At 68.9% G+C, this 17,734-nt stretch carries 17 protein-coding genes; 9 read left to right on the forward strand and 8 right to left on the reverse strand.

What is annotated here, in order from left to right; all coding sequences use genetic code 11:
• Positions 1-2,218, reverse strand: a 2,218-nt coding sequence (locus AC3A6X_RS09725; protein WP_487842001.1) for a VCBS domain-containing protein, incomplete at its 3' end; no start/stop codon positions are given.
• A 555-nt stretch (positions 2,219-2,773) separates the two neighbouring features.
• Here AC3A6X_RS09725 and AC3A6X_RS09730 point away from each other — a divergent pair.
• The 3 genes from AC3A6X_RS09730 (at position 2,774) to AC3A6X_RS09740 (ending at position 8,245) form a co-directional block, all read left to right on the forward strand.
• Complete coding sequence (locus AC3A6X_RS09730; protein WP_487842002.1) at positions 2,774-7,183, forward strand: DEAD/DEAH box helicase; 4,410 nt, start codon at positions 2,774-2,776, stop codon at positions 7,181-7,183.
• A gap of 73 nt (positions 7,184-7,256) precedes the next feature.
• The gene (locus tag AC3A6X_RS09735) at positions 7,257-7,652 is read left to right on the forward strand and encodes a helix-turn-helix domain-containing protein (protein ID WP_487842422.1); all 396 of its coding nucleotides are present in this window, start codon (positions 7,257-7,259) and stop codon (positions 7,650-7,652) included.
• A 128-nt stretch (positions 7,653-7,780) separates the two neighbouring features.
• Positions 7,781-8,245: a response regulator transcription factor gene (locus AC3A6X_RS09740; protein ID WP_487842003.1), complete on the forward strand. Its 465-nt coding sequence runs from the start codon at positions 7,781-7,783 to the stop codon at positions 8,243-8,245.
• On the opposite strand, the gene AC3A6X_RS09745 is transcribed toward AC3A6X_RS09740, so the two are convergent.
• Both AC3A6X_RS09745 and AC3A6X_RS09750 read right to left on the reverse strand, forming a co-directional pair.
• Complete coding sequence (locus tag AC3A6X_RS09745) at positions 8,221-8,586, reverse strand: hypothetical protein (protein ID WP_487842004.1); 366 nt, start codon at positions 8,584-8,586, stop codon at positions 8,221-8,223. The two genes, AC3A6X_RS09740 and AC3A6X_RS09745, sit on opposite strands and share 25 nt — an antisense overlap.
• Positions 8,583-8,762, reverse strand: coding sequence for a hypothetical protein (locus AC3A6X_RS09750; RefSeq protein WP_487842005.1), 180 nt, complete (start codon positions 8,760-8,762; stop codon positions 8,583-8,585). Before AC3A6X_RS09750 ends, AC3A6X_RS09745 begins: the two co-directional genes overlap by 4 nt.
• A gap of 382 nt (positions 8,763-9,144) precedes the next feature.
• On the opposite strand from AC3A6X_RS09750, the gene AC3A6X_RS09755 reads away from it, so the two are divergent.
• From AC3A6X_RS09755 to AC3A6X_RS09765, 3 genes are all read left to right on the forward strand, one after another.
• The gene (locus AC3A6X_RS09755) at positions 9,145-9,348 is read left to right on the forward strand and encodes a hypothetical protein (RefSeq protein WP_487842006.1); all 204 of its coding nucleotides are present in this window, start codon (positions 9,145-9,147) and stop codon (positions 9,346-9,348) included.
• A 294-nt stretch (positions 9,349-9,642) separates the two neighbouring features.
• Positions 9,643-10,020 (forward strand): helicase SNF2, encoded by a 378-nt coding sequence (locus tag AC3A6X_RS09760; RefSeq protein ID WP_487842007.1) that lies wholly within the window; start codon positions 9,643-9,645, stop codon positions 10,018-10,020.
• Between the two features lie 100 nt (positions 10,021-10,120).
• Entirely contained in the window at positions 10,121-10,423 is a 303-nt protein-coding gene (locus AC3A6X_RS09765; protein ID WP_309971610.1) for a hypothetical protein, read from the forward strand.
• A gap of 33 nt (positions 10,424-10,456) precedes the next feature.
• Here AC3A6X_RS09765 and AC3A6X_RS09770 read toward each other — a convergent pair whose 3' ends face one another.
• On the reverse strand, positions 10,457-10,675 hold the full coding sequence (locus tag AC3A6X_RS09770; protein WP_309971612.1) for a hypothetical protein: 219 nt from the start codon (positions 10,673-10,675) through the stop codon (positions 10,457-10,459).
• A gap of 238 nt (positions 10,676-10,913) precedes the next feature.
• On the opposite strand from AC3A6X_RS09770, the gene AC3A6X_RS09775 reads away from it, so the two are divergent.
• The gene (locus AC3A6X_RS09775; protein WP_487842008.1) at positions 10,914-11,321 is read left to right on the forward strand and encodes a hypothetical protein; all 408 of its coding nucleotides are present in this window, start codon (positions 10,914-10,916) and stop codon (positions 11,319-11,321) included.
• A gap of 9 nt (positions 11,322-11,330) precedes the next feature.
• Here AC3A6X_RS09775 and AC3A6X_RS09780 read toward each other — a convergent pair whose 3' ends face one another.
• The gene (locus AC3A6X_RS09780) at positions 11,331-13,025 is read right to left on the reverse strand and encodes a cation:proton antiporter domain-containing protein (RefSeq protein WP_487842009.1); all 1,695 of its coding nucleotides are present in this window, start codon (positions 13,023-13,025) and stop codon (positions 11,331-11,333) included.
• A gap of 126 nt (positions 13,026-13,151) precedes the next feature.
• The gene (phbB, locus tag AC3A6X_RS09785; RefSeq protein ID WP_487842010.1) at positions 13,152-13,889 is read right to left on the reverse strand and encodes a Rossmann-fold NAD(P)-binding domain-containing protein; all 738 of its coding nucleotides are present in this window, start codon (positions 13,887-13,889) and stop codon (positions 13,152-13,154) included.
• A 159-nt stretch (positions 13,890-14,048) separates the two neighbouring features.
• On the opposite strand from phbB, the gene AC3A6X_RS09790 reads away from it, so the two are divergent.
• A complete protein-coding gene (locus AC3A6X_RS09790) occupies positions 14,049-14,924 on the forward strand; it encodes an endonuclease/exonuclease/phosphatase family protein (protein WP_487842011.1) in 876 nt (291 codons plus the stop codon).
• A 50-nt stretch (positions 14,925-14,974) separates the two neighbouring features.
• On the opposite strand, the gene AC3A6X_RS09795 is transcribed toward AC3A6X_RS09790, so the two are convergent.
• A complete protein-coding gene (locus AC3A6X_RS09795; RefSeq protein ID WP_487842012.1) occupies positions 14,975-16,348 on the reverse strand; it encodes an MmgE/PrpD family protein in 1,374 nt (457 codons plus the stop codon).
• Between the two features lie 190 nt (positions 16,349-16,538).
• Between AC3A6X_RS09795 and AC3A6X_RS09800 the strand changes: the two genes are divergently transcribed.
• Positions 16,539-17,450, forward strand: coding sequence for a LysR family transcriptional regulator (locus AC3A6X_RS09800; protein WP_487842013.1), 912 nt, complete (start codon positions 16,539-16,541; stop codon positions 17,448-17,450).
• Here the strand turns inward: AC3A6X_RS09800 and AC3A6X_RS09805 are convergent.
• Positions 17,420-17,686, reverse strand: coding sequence for a hypothetical protein (locus AC3A6X_RS09805; RefSeq protein WP_487842014.1), 267 nt, complete (start codon positions 17,684-17,686; stop codon positions 17,420-17,422). The genes AC3A6X_RS09800 and AC3A6X_RS09805 overlap by 31 nt on opposite strands.
• Between the last annotated feature and the right edge of the window lie 48 nt (positions 17,687-17,734).

Consider the following 17,734-nt stretch of genomic DNA (forward strand, 5'->3'; position numbering starts at 1 on the left):
CGCCGCCGATCACCGGCACGTCGTTGGTTCCGATGATGGTCACGGTGACCACCTGGCTCGCTGTCCCATCGGAGGACACCGCGGTGAAGCTGTCGCTGATCGACTGGCCGGTGCCCAGTTGCTGGATCGCGCTTTGGCTGTTGTCGGCCCCATACGTCCAAGCCCCGTCGGCCGCCAGCGTGAAGCTGCCGTAGCCATTGGTCCCGGTCGTGCTTGCTTGGGGCGCGAAGTTCGACTGACCTTGGTCGACATCAGCGATCGTCAGCGCACCGCTGGTGCTCAGGTTCGGAGTCGAGGCGTCCTCACTCACCGCATCGCTCGCCACGCCCCCGATCACTGGCACATCGTTGGTTCCGGTGATGGTCACAGTCACCACCTGGCTGGCCGTGCCGTCGGACGAGACGGCAGTGAAGCTGTCGCTGAGCGATTGATTCGCGCCCAACTGTTGGATCGCCGCCTGGCTGTTGTTGGCCGTGTAGCTCCAGTTCCCATCGGCCGCCAGCGTGAAGCTGCCGTAGCCGTTGCTGCCGGCGGTGCTCGCCTGCGGCGTGAAGTTTGACTGGCCTTGGTCGACATCGGCGATCGTCAGCGCACCGCTGGTGCTCAGGTTCGGCGTCGAAGCATCCTCGCTCACCGCACCGCTGGCCACGCCACCGATCACCGGCACATCGTTAGTTCCAGTGATGGTCACCGTGACTTGCTGATCAACCGCGCCCCCATGACCGTCGCCGATGCGCACGGTGAAGTTCTCCGTGACCGTCTGGCCCGCGACCAAGTGCTGCGTGGCCGCGTTGGAGACGCTGTAGTTCCAGCTCACGGTGCCGTCGCCAGCACCCGTGGCCGCGTCGCCGACGACGGCCGTCAGCACCCCGCCCAGCGTGTTGCCCGGATCGACCGCCACGCTGACGCTGTGCGCATCGCTCAGGTCCACGTCGTCGAAACTGATCGTGCCGCTGTCGCTCAGGGTCGGCGTCGCCGCGTCCTCGGTCACTGCCCCGCTCGCGTCCGCTGCGCTGATCGCCGGCACGTCATTGGTACCGGTGATGGTCACGTCGATCTGCCGGGTGGCGAGGCCGCCGTGCTGGTCGTCCAGCGTGATGGTGAAGCTCTCGACCCGTGTCTCGCCTGCAGCCAGGTACTCGACGGCCGTCGCGTCCACGGTGTAGGTCCAGGTGAGCTGCCCGCCCGTACCGGTGCCTGTGCTGTCGCTGTCCATGACCGCCGTCAGGCTGCCCAGCACGCTGCCGATCGGCGTGCCCGTGGCGCTCACCAGATGAACATCGCTCAGGTCCGCATCGCCGAAGCCGATGACGCCGCTGTCGCTCAGCTGGCCCGCCGGCGCAAGCTGCTCGCTCACCGCGCCCGCTAGGTCCTGCGCCGTGATCACAGGACCGTCGTTGGTGCCGGTGATGGTGATGGTCACCGTGGCCACACTTGTGCCTCCGTCGGCATCCGTCACCTCATAGGTGAAGGTATCGGTCGCGCTCTCGCCCGCCGCCAAGTGCTGGAAATCGGCCGAACGGGGCTGATACTGGAAATACCAGGTCGATGGGTCGTCCATCGCCGGCTGGACGAGCGTTGCTGTCCCGTGGGCCGGAGCCGAGGCCAGCGTCAAGCTCTTGACCAGGTCGGGGACCACATCGTTCTGCAGCACGTGGACCTGCACCCCCGTGCCCTCTTCAGTCGCCGTTCCCGCATCGCCCAGCGCCCTCACCGCCTCGTTGGCCGGATTCACCTCGACGCCGTCCACGAGGACTCTCAGGACTTCCGTCATCTGGACCGTCAGCGTCGACGACCCGAATCTGAAAACGAAATCGCTGGCCGAGCCACTGGAAACCTCGCCGGTCCTGGTGTTGGTCACCGCAGCCAGATGGGCCAGATAGGCGGCGATCTGCGTCTGGGTGGCAGAGTCCAGCCACTGCGCCCGCGTGAGCTGGAGCTCGAGCGTATCGACGCCCGCCCCGCCCGTGTACACGTCTTTGGTGCCCGCTGCGATGTTTTCGCTGACGTTGTAGACCAGGGTGTCGTTCCCCGATCCCCCGTTGAGCTGGTCGCTGCCGCTGCCGCCATCGAGCGTGTCGTTGCCCGCGCCACCATTCAATGAATCGTTCCCGGCTCCGCCGGTGACGCTGTCGTCCCCATTGCCGCTGTTGATGGTGTCGCTGCCGGCCGTGCCGGTGAGAAGGTCATTGCCGTTGGAGCCGGTGATTGCGGTCATGTGCGTCCTTGATGAGCGCCGGAAGGCTGGCACATGCCGACCTCGACGCTGTATTCCTTTTGTTTTCAAATTGGACCGCACCAGCGACGCGAGCACATGGAAGGAATGCCCTTTCCTTTCCGATCGATAAGTACCGGGGCGACCCTGAAAAGCCTGGTACTTTTGTCCTGCCGAAGTCCCGGACCCGGACGAACGTGGGAACGGCGCGGGCATGGCCCGCATTGCGTCGGGCCGGACAAAAAAAAGAGCTCGCCGAAGCGAGCTCAATGATTGCCTTTGCAGCAATCCCCCAGAGAAACCATGGACGTAGTTTGCGCCGATTCCGCCGGGAAGCGCGTGAAGAAATAGACGGAACGCTGACCAGAAGCTGATGCTTTGTCACGGCGATGGCAGATCGCGTGGTTTTTTGCGCGGCAGCGGGCAAGACCATGCTCGCCGTGTTGGTTGAGATCTGCGCCGCAGGCCCGATTTCCCAGGGATCGCAGACTTCGCCGCAGCCGCGTAACATGCTTCGGCAGCGGCCGCCGTGCGGCCGCCCTCACCTGCTCTCCGCCCGTGCCCCTCGCCGATTTCCATCCTGCCGTCAGCGGCTGGTTCAGCCGCAGCTTTCCCGCTCCCACCGAAGCGCAGAAGGCCGCCTGGCCGCCCATCCGCGCCGGGCGTCACACGCTGGTCGCGGCCCCGACCGGATCGGGCAAGACGCTGACCGCCTTCCTCGCCGCGCTGGACGGGCTGGTGCGCCAGGGCCTGGCACCCGGCGGCCTGCCCGACGAGACCTCGGTGGTGTACGTCTCGCCGCTCAAGGCGCTGTCCAACGACATCCGCCTGAACCTCGAGGCGCCGCTGGCGGGCATCCGTGCCGAGCTGGCCAAGCTGGGCCTGCCGGACGTGCAGATCCGCAGCGCGGTGCGCACCGGCGACACCCCCTCCAGGGACCGCCAGCAGAGCCTGCGCCAGCCGCCGCACATCCTCGTGACCACGCCCGAGTCGCTCTACGTGCTGCTCGGCTCGGCCTCGGGCCGGGGCATGCTGTCGACGGTGCGCACGGTGATCGTCGACGAGATCCACGCCATCGCCGCCGGCAAGCGCGGCAGCCACCTCGCGCTCTCGCTGGAGCGGCTGCAGTCGCTGTGCGACCGGCCGCTCCCTGGAGTACCTTCGCCTTCGGCTGCGGAATTCGCCTTGGGAGCGGCCCGGCGGCTCACGCGCATCGGCCTGTCGGCCACGCAGAAGCCGGTCGACGAGGTCGCGCGCTTCCTGGTGGGCGCGGGGCACGTGCATGACGGCGTGGCCGACTGCGAGATCGTCGACATCGGCTACGCCAAGGAACGCGACCTCGCCCTCGAGCTGCCGCCGCAGCCGCTGGGCGCGGTGATGACCCACGAGCAATGGGACCAGGTCTACGCGCGCGTGGCCGAGCTGGTGCTGCTGCATCGCACCACGCTGGTCTTCGTCAACACGCGCCGCATGGCCGAGCGCGCCGCGCGCCACCTCGGCGAGCGCCTGGGCAAGGAAGCGGTGGCCGCGCACCACGGCAGCCTCGCGAAGGAGGCGCGTCTCGATGCCGAGCAGCGCCTCAAGCGCGGCGAGCTGCAGGTGCTGGTGGCGACCGCCTCGCTCGAGCTGGGCCTGGACATTGGTGACGTCGACCTGGTGTGCCAGCTGGGCTCGCCCCGCTCCATCGCCACCTTCCTGCAGCGCGCCGGGCGCTCGGGCCATGCGGTGGGCGGCACGCCCAAGGCGCGCCTCTTCCCGCAGTCGCGCGACGAGCTGGTCGAGTGCGCGGCCCTGCTGGACTGCATCCGCCGCGGCGAGCTCGATGCCCTGCGCGTGCCGGCCGCCCCGCTGGACGTGCTCGCGCAGCAGATCGTGGCCGAGACTGCGTGCCGCGAATGGGACGAGGACGCGCTCTTCGCCCTCGTGCGCCGCGCCTGGCCCTACGCGCAACTCGCGCGCGAGCGGTACGACGCCATCGTGCGCATGCTGGTCGACGGCTTCGCCACCCGCAACGGCCCGCGCGCAGGCTATGTGCACAAGGACGCAGTGCACCACCGGCTGCGCGAGCGCCGCGGCGCCCGCCTCACGGCCCTGACCTCCGGCGGCACCATCCCCGAGACCGGCGACTACAGCGTGGTGCTCGAGCCGCAGGCCCACCAGATCGGCACGGTGAACGAGGACTTTGCGGTCGAGAGCCTGGCCGGCGATGTGTTCCAGCTCGGCAACACCAGCTACCGCATCCTGCGCATCGAGCCGGGCCGCGTGCGCGTGGAGGACGCGCAGGGCGCCGCGCCCAACATCCCCTTCTGGCTGGGCGAGGCGCCGGGGCGCAGCGAGGAGCTGTCCTTCGGCGTTTCGCGGCTGCGCGAGGCGCTCGGCGAACGCATTGCCGCGCACGGTGCCGACGACGCCGTGCGCTGGCTGCAGGCGGCCATCGCGCTGTCCGAAGACGCCGCACGCCAGCTGGTCGACCATCTCGCGCGCACCCTCGCCGTGCTGGGCGTGCTGCCGAGCCAGCGCCAGATCGTCTTGGAGCGCTTCTTCGACGAATCGGGCGGCATGCAGTTGGTCATCCATTCGCCCTTCGGCAGCCGGCTCAACCGGGCCTGGGGTCTGGCGCTGCGCAAGCGCTTCTGCCGCAAGTTCAACTTCGAGCTCCAGGCCGCAGCGACCGAGGACGCGATCGTGCTGTCGCTGTCGACCAGCCACAGCTTCGCGCTCGACGAGGTCGCCCGCTACCTGCATTCGGCCACCGCGCAGGGCGTGCTGGTGCAGGCCCTGCTGGACGCGCCGCTGTTCGGCGTGCGCTGGCGCTGGAACGCAACCACCGCGCTGGCGTTGCCGCGCTTCGTCGGGGGCCGCAAGGTGCCGCCGCAGCTGCAGCGCATGAAGTCCGAGGACCTGCTGGCCAGCGTGTTCCCCGACCAGGTGGCCTGCGCCGAGAACCTGGCCGGCGAGCGCGACATCCCCGACCATCCGCTGGTCGCGCAGACGCTGGACGACTGCCTGCACGAGGCGATGGATGCCGAAGGCTGGCTGCGCCTGCTGCGTCGCATGGAAGCGGGCGAAGTGCAGGTGACGGCGCGCGACCTGCCCGCGCCCTCCCCGCTCGCGGCCGAGGTGCTGAACGCGCGGCCCTATGCCTTCCTTGACGACGCGCCGCTGGAAGAGCGGCGCACACAGGCCGTGCAGAGCCGGCGCTACACCGATCCGGAGAGCGCGGACGACCTGGGCCGCCTCGACGCGGAGGCGATCGAGAGCGTGCGGGAGGAAGCCTGGCCCCGCCCACGCCACGCGGACGAGATGCACGAAGCGCTGAACGGCCTGGCCGCGCTCACGGACGAGGAGGTCGCGCGCGATGCGGCCTGGAAGCCCTGGCTCGCAGCGCTGGCCGATGCCGGCCGCGCGATCCGCCTTTTGGCGGCGGACGGCAAGGGTGCGGGCCTGTGGGTGGCGGCCGAACGCATGTCGCTTGCACGCGTGCTCTATCCCTCTGCCGGCCTGCAGCCCGCCATCGAGCCGCCCGCCGAATATGCGCAGGGCCCGTCGACGCGCGACGAGGCGATGCGGGAGATGCTGCAATCGCGGCTGGGCGGGCTGGGACCGGTGTCCACGCGCGTGCTGGCGCAACAGCTTCGACTGCCCGAAGCCGAGCTGGAAACCGCGCTGCTCGGACTGCAAAGCGAAGGCCTGCTGTTGCAGGGCCGCTTCACGCCCGGCGCCGCGGAGCCCGAATGGTGCGAGCGCCATCTGCTGGCCCGTATCCACCGCTACACGCTCAAGCGCCTGCGGCGCGAGATCGAGCCGGTCGAGCCGCGCGACTTCGCGCGCTTCCTCTTCGAATGGCAGCACGTGAGCGCCGCCTCCAGGGTCAGCGGCCCCGACGCGCTGGCCGGTGTGCTGGCCCAGCTCGAAGGCTATGAGGCGCCGGCCGCGCTGTGGGAGGCCGAGCTGCTGCCGGCCCGCGTCAACGACTACGCGAGCGCCTGGCTCGACGATCTCTGCACTGCGGGCCGTGTGATGTGGACGCGCTTGCGCCCGAACGCGCCCGAGAGCCGGACCGGCCGCGCCGGCAGCTCCCTGCGCACCACCCCGATCCTGCTGCTGCCGCGCCGCAGCGCCGCACTGTGGACCCAGCTCGCGCCGGTGCCCGCCGACGATGCGACGCTCGGCTCGCGCGCGCAGCGCGTGGCGGCCTGGCTGGGCGAGCATGGCGCCTCCTTCTTCGACGAGATCGCGGACGGCGCGCGCCTGCTGGGCACCGAGCTCGAGGACGCGCTGTCCGAACTGGTGGCGCGCGGCCGCGTGCGCTGCGACAGCTATGCGGGCCTGCGGGCCCTGCTGGTACCCGCCTCCAAGCGCTCGCCGTCCCACGCGTCCCATCGGCGCCGGCGCGGCGCCCTGTTCGGCATCGAGGATGCGGGGCGCTGGTCGCCGGCGCGGCCGTCCTCGGCGGGGAGCGAGAACTCCGCTTCAGGTGCCCTCGAGCAGGTCGCACGCGTGCTGCTGCGGCGCTATGGCGTGATGTGCTGGCACCTGATCGAGCGCGAGGCCGGGTGGCTGCCGCCCTGGCGCGAGCTGGTGCGCACCTACCGGCGGCTGGAGGCCCGCGGCGAGATCCGCGGCGGCCGCTTCATCGCCGGCCTGTCGGGCGAACAGTTCGCGCTGCCGGAGGCCATCGGCCTGATGCGCAACGTGCGCCGGCAGCCGCCGGATGCCAGCCTGGTCTGCCTCTCGGCCGCCGACCCCGCCAACCTGCTGGGCAGCGTGCTGCCGGGCAACCGGGTGCCGCGCGTGCCGGGCTCGCGCGTGCTCTACCAGGGCGGCGTTCCGATCGCGACCAGCGTCGCCGGCGAGATCCAGTTCTTCGCGCAGCTCGACGCGGCGCTGGAACAGGAAGCGCGCAAGGCGCTGACGCTGGATCCGGCCTGGCGCTCGATGTCCGTCGCCACGCAGGCCCTGGGCTGAGGAAGCGCACCGCTGGCCCGTCGTCCGCCCTGCTCCACCACGCGCCCCGGTTGCCGCCCGTTCCCCAGGACCTCTGGCCAGTCGCCATCGCGGACCGCGCGACGCGGCACGCGAAGCCGGCCTGGGCACGCGCCAGTTCACACGCCATTTCACCGCCACGCTCGGCGTCGGCCCCAAGCAGTACCACCGGGTGGCACGCTTCGGCTCCATGCTGGGCGAGGCGCTGCTGGCGCCCGATGCGCTCAGCAGCCTCGCGCTGGCGCACGGCTACTTCGACCAGTCGCACCTGACCAACGAGTCGCATGCGCTGTCGGGGCTGCCCATGGGCCAACTGCTGGCGCGGATCGACGGCGGCGATCCGGGCTATTGGTCCTATCGGGTGGGGCGCGACATGCTGCGCTTCGCGCGGGCGCTGTCGCCGCGGCACTGGCCCTATCGGGTACGGCAGCGCAAGACCTTCTCGCGCTGATCGGTGATCGGCGTGCGGCCCTCGGCCCCGGCAATGGCCGCGCTCTGCGAATTGCGGCGCGCTCCTACACAGCGTCCTTGTGATCGCGCCGATGCTCAGAATTCTCTGCAGACTCGGAGGATCCCCAGATGACCAGCGACGCCGCATGTCCAACCGATGCATGCTGCAGTTTGCGCGTGCTGGTGGTGGAAGACGACCCCGAGGTCCTGGAGGCATCTCTCGAAGCACTCGAGTTGCTGGGTCACTGGGCCACGGGGGTGCGCAGCGCCGAAGGCGCGCTCGATCGTTTCCTCGAAGGCGCCTTCGATGTGCTGATGGCCGATATCGGGCTGCCGGCCCTCTCCGGTCTGGAACTCGCCGACAAGCTGCAAGCTCGCTGCGCGCTGCCGATCATCTTCGCGACGGCGAGCGAGGCTCCGGACAGGCCCATCGCCGGCTCCGTCTGGCTGTGCAAACCCTTCGGCCTCGATCAGCTGGCCGAGGCCTTGCGCCAGGCCGCCCAACGTCGCACGGCCATATCGGCATTGGCGCCCATGCAGGTGCCTGTGCCGCCCTTGACCCAAGAAGCTCAGCCCACCTGGCAGCGCGCGTAGGCCAGCGACAGATAGTCGGCGTGCCTGCGGAGGCTCTCGAGCTGTTGCAGCGTGCTGCCGCGAATCGGATCCTTCGGATCGAGGCGCAGCTCGCCATCGGGCATCAGGATGAAATGCGTCTTGTCGGCAGGACCGCCGCGCGGGTCCGACGCGCTGACGTAGCCGCAGGCCGTGCCGGTCTTCTTGTTGTAGACGACGCCGGAGAAGCTCGCAGTCGCCGGTTCGGGCAGCAGGCTCTTCACCCGGGCCTCCACCTGCCAGACCGGCCAGTAGAACCACCAGCCGCCGAGGCAGGCGGCGAAGACCATGGCACTGACCAGCAGGCAGAGGAAGACTCTCATGGCATCTCCTTATCGTCGGGTTGCACGAACTGCATCGCGAACCGGCCCAGCGGGGTCAGTTCCGTCACCGTCGCCGTTCCCTTGCGGCCAGGAGGCGCCGAGAACGAGGCCTTGACCCAGCCGCCATCCCTCAGGATACGCAGCGCCTCGATGTCCTCCATCGAGGTGAAGATCATCGGAAGTGGTCCCTTGGCCACGCGCTGGAGCACCCTATAGGACAAGGACGCCTCCGCAGCACCGGCAGGACGGCGGGTTCGACTTCGTCTCGGGACGTGAATGCATGTAGCCAATTGTAATTACATGTAGTACTTACAGGCTACTATTCTGTGTGTTGCATTTCACGAAAAAAGCACGGGACACCCCTGGGGGCCGCGGCTGGCGTCCGGCGCTGCCGGCCCGAATCTCGACAGTCGCTTAAACCGGGAAGAAGTTGCAGAAAGCAGCCAGCGTTTCCCACCCCTGCCATCGCCATGAGTGGCCGCTTTGTGTAGTCTTTGGCTTCGCAACTTCGCGAGCGTCGATGCCAAGGCCTCGCAGAATTGCGAACTGGAGGCAACCATGCAGGACTCGCTGACGCCTATCGACACATCGTTCGAACGATGGACGAAGCTGTCGGACGCCTTCGAGCAACATCTCGTGCGCATGCAGCAGGGCGACGAGAAAGCACGTGCTGAAGCACTGCGCCTGGCCCGCGAGCTCGATGCGCTGACCCGTCTGATCAGCCGCGATCTGAACACGGCGCAACAGCACAACGGCGCCTGAGCTCGGCCCCGCCCACCTTTATTCGGCAAGCCGACCGCCTCCTGCCCCTCGTGAAGCGGGCCGCAGGCGCGGCGCTCGGACCCGGGCCATCCGGCCCGATTGTTTCCGTCATGAAAACGCCGTGATTCCCAATGGCTAGGGTTTTTACCTAGTTTTGAAGGCAAACTTCATCCCACAGAGCAGCCATTCACTGTTCTGAGTGAACAGGGCACCGAGCGAGGTGGCCGCCCCCTCCGGGCGACGACCCCACCCAAGACCGGTTCGAATCAATCCAAGTCACTGCAAGGAACTGAAATGAAGACCTCGAAGATCATCGCTGCCGCCGCTCTCTCGCTTCTCGCCGCGGTCGGCGCCCATGCCGAAACCTACGAAGGCGTGCATGCGCCGGTGTCGGCCAACAGCCGCTCCGAAGTGCGTGCCCAGGCCGTCGTCGCCGCGCGCAGCGAGAACCCCTATGCCGAAGCCGTCTCGTCGCGCGTCGCGCCTGTGCTGACTGCCTCGACCGACCGCACCGGCGTGCGCAACGAGGCTGTCGCAGCCGCACACACCGTCAACCCCTACGCCGAGGGCTACGGCCAAGGCGTCGCTCCGGTGCTGGCCAGCACGGTCGACCGCGCGACGGTGCGCGCCGAGGCCCGCGCCGCCGCTCGCGGCCAGCAGCTCGCGCTGTAAGCACCATCGCGCTCGACGCGCGAGGCCGGGGTCATGCGAAATGCATGGTCCCGGCTTTTTTTCTTTCTGTCGCAAGGCGACACCTGGCTGGAGAATTGGAATGCTCCGCGCCCGCGAGCGCGGCACAATCTCGTTCAGCATGACGCAGCAATTGCCCCACCCTGACGACCTGAGCGATGCGGAACTCGCAGAACAGGCCCATGCCTGGAGGCGCCTGGCCCTGCGCGGCGACCGCAGTGCGCGGGCGCCCGCGCACGCGTACGAGACCGCCCTGCGAGAACGCGTGCGCGCCTCGATGGCCGCCGAACTGATCGCCAACGCCTCCGCCGCAGCCCCCGAACCCAAGCGCCCGTGGTGGCGCCGCTGGTGGCCGCTTTCGACGGACGAGCGCGTCACCTCCTGAGCGCCGCGCCGGCCCTGTCGCCGGCCTGTCGCTTCAGGTGCGCGGACCGTCCTTGCCGAACAGCTTTCGTATGGCCGCGACGCCGGCCACCAACGCGTTGGCGTAGCTCGCCTGCGGATCGCTCGCGGATTCGAGCGGCAGATAGGGAAGCGCATCCTCCATGGCGTAGTCGGTACCTTCCATCAATACCCAATAGAACTCCCCCTCTTCGAGTTCGTGCACGGTGAGCGCGATATTTCGCAGTTGCGACATGAGGTTGGCAGAGGTGGTCCAAGTGAGCGCTTCGATCCTATGCACCGGGCCCCGCCCGAGCCAGCGACAATTTCACGCTTTGTCGCAAATGTGACGAAAAGTAGTATTCTTGGCGAATCCCAAAAGCGCTCAGCAGTCAAACGTGTTCCATCGGCAGCTACGGGCTTTTCCTACAGCATGCAGCTGCGGTGAAGCCTAAGCTGGTTTCTCCAGCAATAAGCGTGATTGAGGAGGCACCATGAAGCACTTCGTCCTCGACTCCCACATGTGCGCAGCCTTCGGGGGCGCCTTCTACCCGACCGGCCATTCGATGGTGATGTTTCCGAAAGCGGAGGACGCGAACCTCGTCGGACATCAATTGATCGACAAGGGCTTCAGCGGCGACGAGGTCTACCTGATCCCGCCCAAGACGATGCTGGCCCAGATCTCGCCGACCGTCCGGGACGACGCCGACACCCCGCTGCCCTCCGCCGGCACCGACGGCGCGACCGTGCGGGTCTACACCAAGCTGGCGCAGGAGGGACACACCGGCCTGCTGGTCAAGACCGAGAACCGGGCGGCGGCCGAGCGCCTCATGGAAGTGGTGCGCACGGTGCCCTACTCGGTGGCCGAGCGCTATTGCCGGCTGGTCATCGAAGACCTCTGACGCCGGCCCTCAGGCGGGAGCGGCAGCACGGCTGAGCACCGCGCGCGCCATCGATTGCGCCAGTTCCTGCTCGCCCAGGAAGACGGTGGCCGCCACCTCCTGCGTCAGCAGCCGCGCCTCGTCCTCGTTGTGGCTGCGGATGACCGTCTGGATCGCCGGATTCAGGGTGCGCGCCGCCTCGATCATCTGCCGCACGTTGATCGCGTCGGCGGTGGCGACCACCAGCACGCGGGCCCGCGCGATGTGCGCCTGGATCAGCACCGCCGGATCGGCCGCATCGCCCCACACCGCCGCCATGCCCTCGCCCCGCAGCTTCTCGACCAGCTCGCGGTTCTGCTCCGCCACCACGAACGGGAGGTCGTGGGCCATCAGTTCCGCCGCGATGCGGCGGCCGACACGGCCATAGCCGACCAGCACCACTTGGCGCGACAGGTATTTCTCCTCGGTGCTCATCGGCAGCTCGGCCAGCGGATCCTCGCGCTGGGCCAGCCCGCGCGCGAGGCGCGAATACGCGTGCAGCCATCTCTGTAGCGGCCCGATCAGGCTGAACCACAGCGGGTTGGTCGCGATGGAGATCAGCGCCCCCGCCAGCAGCAGGCTCTGGCCCTCCTGCGGCAGCAGGCCCAGCGAAACCCCCAGCGCCGCCAGGATGAAAGAGAACTCGCCGATTTGCGCCAGGCTCGCGCTCACCGTCAGCGCCGTGCCCAAGGGATAGCGAAGCAGCAGCACCAGGACGCAGGCCGCGACCGACTTGCCCACCACGATCACCAGCACGACGGCCAGCACCTGCAACGGCCGCTCGATGAGCACCGCGGGGTTGAACAGCATGCCGACGGAGACGAAGAACAGCACCGCGAAGGCGTCGCGCAGCGGCAATGATTCCTGCGCCGCCCGATGGCTGAACTCGGACTCGCGCATCACCATGCCGGCGAAGAAGGCGCCGAGCGCGAAGGACACGCCGAAGAGCGCCGCCGACGCGAAGGCGATGCTCACCGCCGCGGCCACCACGCACAGCGTGAACAGCTCGCGCGAGCCGGTGCGCGTGACCTGCCAAAGAAGCCATGGGAAGACGCGGCGTCCCACCACCAGCATCAGGACCACGAAGCCGCCGACCTGCAGCAGCGTGAGCCCCAGCGTCTGCCAGAGCGGCGCCGCATCCGTGCGCGCCGCGCCGCCGCCGAGCGCCTCGGCCAGCGGTGGCAGCAGCACCAGCACCAGCACCATCGCGAGGTCTTCCACGACCAGCCAGCCCACGGCGATGCGGCCGGTGAAGGAGTCGAGCAGCCCCAGGCTTTCGAGCGCGCGCAGCAGCACCACCGTGCTCGCCACCGAGAGCGCCAGTCCGAAGACCAGCGCGCCGCCCGGGCTCCAGCCCCACCAGCTCGCCAGTGCCGCGCCGAGCAGCGTGGCCACCACGATCTGCACCAGCGCGCCGGGCAGCGCGATCTTGCGCACCGCGAGCAGGTCATCGAGCGAGAAATGCAGCCCGACGCCGAACATCAGCAGCATCACGCCGATCTCGGCCAACTGCGCGGCGATGCTCGCGTCGGCCACGAAGCCTGGCGTGAAGGGGCCGATGATCACGCCCGCGAGCAGGTAGCCCACCAGCGCCGGCAGCCGCAGCCACGCCGCCAGGAAGCCCAGCAGCAGGGCCAGGCCCAGGCCGGCCGCGACGGTGTTGATGAGGGAAACGCTGTGGGGCATCGCCTTGCATTGTGCAAGAGCGAGGCCCCGGACCGCCTCAATGCCCCGCCATCTTCCCGGTGCGCGCGTCACCAAGAAAAAAGACCCGCCAGGCGGGTCTTTTCGGGCGGGCGTCGGACGCGCGCCTCAGTGCATGTGCAGGCCGCCGTTGACCGAGAAGTCAGCGCCGGTCGAGTAGCCGCCCTCATCGGTCGCGAGCCAGGCGATGATCGAGGCGATCTCGCTGGGCTCGCCCAGCCGCTTGACGGGGATGGTGCTCACGATCTTGTCGAGCACTTCCTGGCGGATGGCGCGGACCATGTCGGTGCCGATGTAGCCCGGGCTCACGGTGTTCACCGTCACGCCCTTGGCGGCCAGCTCCTGCGCCAGCGCCATCGTGAAGCCGTGCATCCCGGCCTTGGCGGCCGAGTAGTTGGTCTGGCCGGCCTGGCCCTTGGCACCGTTGACCGAGCTGATGTTGATGATGCGGCCCCAGCCCTTCTCGACCATGTCGCCCACCACCTGCTTGGTGACGTTGAACATGCTGTTGAGGTTGGTCTCGATCACCGCACTCCAGTCCTCGGGCGTCATCTTGAGGAACATGCGGTCGCGCGTGATGCCGGCATTGTTGACCAGCACGTCGATGCTGCCATGCTCGGCCTTGGACTTGGTGAATGCCTCCACCGTGGACTCCCAGTCGCCGACGTTGCCGACCGAGGCGTGGAACTCGTAGCCCAGCGCCTTCTGTTCTGCCAGCCACTTGGCGTGATCGCGCGTGGGGCCGCAGCCTGCGATCACCGTGAAGCCATCCTTGTGCAGGCGCTGGCAGATCGCCGTACCGATGCCTCCCATGCCGCCGGTGACGTATGCAACTCTTTTGCTCATGATTTTTCCCTCGATGTTGACGCGCCTGAAGAGGCGCGATTCACTGTAGCGAAGTTTCTCACGGCTCCCGGCTCAGGAAAACACTGACCCCTCAATGCAACGGGGTGTCACAAGCCGGGCTCATATACCGAGTTCGAGATCAAGGAAGGCAGGCATCCTATGAAACTCGTGACCTGGAACACGCAATGGTGCCGCGGCCTCGACGGCCATGTGAGTACCAAACGTATCGTCGACGGCGCGCGCGCGATGGATGACTTCGACGTGCTGTGCCTGCAGGAAATCGCATCGGGCTACGACGGCATGCCCGGTGCGCCCGGCGACCAGCCGGCCGAGCTGCAGGCGCTGCTGCCGGGCTTCCGGCTCTTCTTCGGTGCGGCGGTCGATGAATTCGACCGCGAGGGCCACCCGCAGCGCTTCGGCAACCTGATCGCCACCCGTCTGCCCGTGTCGCTGGTCAGGCACCATCCCCTGCCCTGGCCGCCCGATCCCACCGTGAGCAGCATGCCGCGCATGTGCACGGTCGTGACCCTGACCAGCCCCGAGCTGGGCACCGTGCGCGTGATGACCACGCACCTCGAGTACTACTCGTCGGTACAGCGCAGGGCGCAGGCCCAAACCCTGCGCGCCCTGCACATCGAGGCTTGCGAGCAGGCGGCCGCGCCGCCGGCCGCGGAGTTCGACGACTCGCCCTTCCAGCCCAAGCCGCACACGCAGCAGGCGATCCTCTGCGGTGACTTCAACATGGAGGTTGGCGACCCGGCGCATGCCGAAATTCAGGAGCCTTTCACGGCCCCCTCGCTGCCGGCCGGCGGGGCGCCCGACCAGCGGCTGCAGGACGCCTGGCCGCTGGCGCATCCCGAACGGCCCCACGACCCCACCTTCAAGCTGTTCGACAAGACCTACGGCAAGGTCCCCGCCGCATTCGACTTCGTGTTCGTCAGCAATGCCCTTGCACCGCGCGTGCGGCGCATGGAAGTCGACCTCCGGACGCAAGCCTCGGACCACCAGCCCGTGCTGATCGAGTTCGGCGACTGAGCGTCCTCGGGCCCGTGCGGTCTACTCCGCCTGCACGCCCGCCGCGCGGATCACCTTGCCCCCGGGCGACGGGGCTCCAGCAACATGCCGACGGCGGGCGCACGCGCAACGTGCCAGAGCCGCTCCAGGGCCGCTTGCATCTCTCCCTCGCTCGCACCGCCGCTGAAGGCGGCGAGGCGCAGGGCCTTTGCATCGATCTCCTCGCGGCTGAGCGTGTTGCCGGGGTCGCCCTTGGGCTCGTCGACGCGGCCCTTCAGCACGCGGCCGTCGCGGGTATGCACCGTGACCTTCCCGATCCAGCGTTTCGGATAGGCCGCATCCACCTCGGCATCGAGTTCCATCCGCACGCAGTCGCGCAGGGCCTGGGTCTCGGCATCGCGGAAATGGGCGTCGAACTCGGCGAGGCCGGCCTGGCCGAAGCGCGCCGCCAGCGCGAGCACCGTGCCCATCGAGAACTTCGACTGATGCACCGTGGCCGGATCGACCACAGGCCCCAGCACGTCGATGGCCCCCTGGTGCACATGCGTGCTCACCTGCTCCAGATCCTCCGCGCGCAGCCCGTGCTCGCGCATCACCAGCAGCAGCGCATCGGCGGCCGGGTGCGTATGGCGGCAGGAGGCGTGGTACTTGAAGGAAGTTTCCGCCAGCGCCCAGCGCGTGCCCAGGCCATCGACCAGGCGCTGCGGGTCGGCGTCCTGCGACATGCCCGCGGCCAGGCCTTGCGCACCCTCGAGGATCTGCTGCGCCCCGGTGAAGCCGTCACGCGCCAGCGTCGCAGCCATCAGCCCGGCGGCGGCCGCATGCGCCGTGTGCAGTGGCTTGGAATCGGCCGCGGTGCGCAGGAACTCCCACAGTCCCGCCGCCTGCGTGCCGGCCGAGCCGAAGGCATGCTGCATGCGGGCGGCGTCCAGCCCCAGCAGGTGGCCGGCGGTGGCCGCCGCCGCGAGCGTGCCGGCCGTGCCGGTGGTGTGGAATACCTTGTAGTGCGAGCGCCCGAGGAATTCGCCCACGCGGATGCCGACCTCGTAGCCCGCGGCCGCAGCCGCCAGCAAGCGCTCGCCGCTCGCGCCCAGGGCCTGGGCCAAGGCCAGCGCGACCGGGAACACCACTGTCGCCGGATGGAAGACCGAGCCGTTGTGAACATCGTCCTGCTCGGCCACGTGGGAGGCCGCGGCGTTGACCATGGCCGCGAAGTACGGGCTGCTGCGCGTGCGGCCCATCAGCACTTCGCTGGGCCCGGCCGCGGGTCCCATCGCGCGTGCGAAGGCGGCGATGGTCTCGACCGGCCGCGCGCCATGCCCGGCGATGGCCGAGCCGAACCAGTCGACCAGCAGTTCCTCGGCACGACGCACGACCGGCGCCGGGATATCGCCGAAGCGAAGGCCGGAGGCAAAGCGCGCGAGGGTTTCGGTGGGTGATGTCATGGGGGCCACTTCAGATCGCTTTCGTTGCGCGCAATGCGGTGATGTCGTTCTCGCTGCATCCCGGCGAACGAAGGACGGATCCGGTGTCGCGCCCTGCCCTGCATGGTGGCCATGGCCCGGCCCACGCGCAATCTGCGATTTCGAGATCGAGCCTTCAGAAATTCCGAAGGCTTGCTAGGATGCCGCTGCCATGCAATTCGACCTGACCGATCTGCGCCTCTTCGTCGCCGCCGCCGAGCTGGGCAGCCTCACGCGCGCGGCCGAGCGCCAGCACCTGTCGCTGGCCGCGGCGAGCGCCCGCATCAAGGCGCTGGAGGCGCAAGCGGGCCTTGCGCTGCTGGCGCGGGAGGCCCGCGGCGTGCGCCTGCTGCCGCCGGGCGAGGCCTTCCTCCACCACGCGCGCATGGTGCTTCACCAGGCCGGCCAGCTCGGTGCCGAGCTCAAAGAATACGGCGGCGGCCTGCGCGGCCATCTGCGGGTGTTCGCCAACACCACCGCCGTGAGCGACTTCCTGCCCGAGATCCTGCCCGGCTTTCTGGCGCGCCATCCGCGCATCAACATCGACCTTCAGGAGAAACCGAACGCACAGATCCCGCACGGCGTGCTCGACGGCCGCGCCGACATCGGCATCGTCGCCGGCCTCATCGACACGCTGGGCCTGGAGGCGATCCACTTCAGCACCGACCGACTGGCGCTCGTGACCGCGCGCAAGCACCGCTTCGCACGGCGGCGGCGCATCGCCTTCGCCGAGACGCTGGACGAGGACGCGGTGGGCATGCAGCCGGGCAGCACGCTGCAGGCCTTCCTGGCGCAAATCACCGAGAGCCTGGGCAAGAGCCAGAAACTGCGCATCCAGCTCGGCAGCTTCGATGCCATGTGCCGCATGATCGCCAGCGGCGTCGGCATCGGCGTGGTGCCGGAGTCGGCCGCGCGCCGCAACCTCGAGAGCATGAAGCTGGCGCTGATCGAGCTCAGCGACCCGTGGTGCGTGCGCGAGCGCTACCTGCTGGTGCGCGACCGCGCCGCACTGCCCACCTATGCGCAGGCGCTGGTCGACACGCTGTGCGCGCACTACGCCGCGCAGGAGGCGCGCGCCGGCTGAGGCGCGCGCACCATGCGCTGGAACAGCAGCGCGACCGCCAGCGCGAGCAGCAGCAGGTAAGCCGACGAGGCGACGAAGGCGAACTGCGGCTTCGCCCAGCCCGCATAGAAAAGGATGCCGATCAGCGCCACGCCGACCGAGTTGCCCACCTGCTGCACCGCGGAAGCCACGCCGGCCGCGACGCCCGCATGGGCCGCAAGCGCGTCGCAATGACCTCGAAGGTCAAGTGACCGCATTCCTCGGCGCAAAAAAAAGCGCCGCGAATGAGCGCGGCGCTTTCGCAA

This window comes from Variovorax sp. Soil_C_12 (genome assembly GCF_057657375.1).

What these genes read in the sequence shown, in the direction of transcription:
- AC3A6X_RS09740 (WP_487842003.1), top strand. Translation starts at nt 7,781, where the DNA reads ATGACCAGCGACGCCGCATGTCCAACCGATGCATGCTGCAGTTTGCGC.
- AC3A6X_RS09745 (WP_487842004.1), bottom strand. Translation starts at nt 8,586, where the DNA reads ATGAGAGTCTTCCTCTGCCTGCTGGTCAGTGCCATGGTCTTCGCCGCC.
- AC3A6X_RS09750 (WP_487842005.1), bottom strand. Translation starts at nt 8,762, where the DNA reads ATGATCTTCACCTCGATGGAGGACATCGAGGCGCTGCGTATCCTGAGG.
- AC3A6X_RS09755 (WP_487842006.1), top strand. Translation starts at nt 9,145, where the DNA reads ATGCAGGACTCGCTGACGCCTATCGACACATCGTTCGAACGATGGACG.
- AC3A6X_RS09760 (WP_487842007.1), top strand. Translation starts at nt 9,643, where the DNA reads ATGAAGACCTCGAAGATCATCGCTGCCGCCGCTCTCTCGCTTCTCGCC.
- AC3A6X_RS09765 (WP_309971610.1), top strand. Translation starts at nt 10,121, where the DNA reads ATGCTCCGCGCCCGCGAGCGCGGCACAATCTCGTTCAGCATGACGCAG.
- AC3A6X_RS09770 (WP_309971612.1), bottom strand. Translation starts at nt 10,675, where the DNA reads ATGTCGCAACTGCGAAATATCGCGCTCACCGTGCACGAACTCGAAGAG.
- AC3A6X_RS09775 (WP_487842008.1), top strand. Translation starts at nt 10,914, where the DNA reads ATGAAGCACTTCGTCCTCGACTCCCACATGTGCGCAGCCTTCGGGGGC.
- AC3A6X_RS09780 (WP_487842009.1), bottom strand. Translation starts at nt 13,025, where the DNA reads ATGCCCCACAGCGTTTCCCTCATCAACACCGTCGCGGCCGGCCTGGGC.
- phbB (WP_487842010.1), bottom strand. Translation starts at nt 13,889, where the DNA reads ATGAGCAAAAGAGTTGCATACGTCACCGGCGGCATGGGAGGCATCGGT.
- AC3A6X_RS09790 (WP_487842011.1), top strand. Translation starts at nt 14,049, where the DNA reads ATGAAACTCGTGACCTGGAACACGCAATGGTGCCGCGGCCTCGACGGC.
- AC3A6X_RS09795 (WP_487842012.1), bottom strand. Translation starts at nt 16,348, where the DNA reads ATGACATCACCCACCGAAACCCTCGCGCGCTTTGCCTCCGGCCTTCGC.
- AC3A6X_RS09800 (WP_487842013.1), top strand. Translation starts at nt 16,539, where the DNA reads ATGCAATTCGACCTGACCGATCTGCGCCTCTTCGTCGCCGCCGCCGAG.
- AC3A6X_RS09805 (WP_487842014.1), bottom strand. Translation starts at nt 17,686, where the DNA reads ATGCGGTCACTTGACCTTCGAGGTCATTGCGACGCGCTTGCGGCCCAT.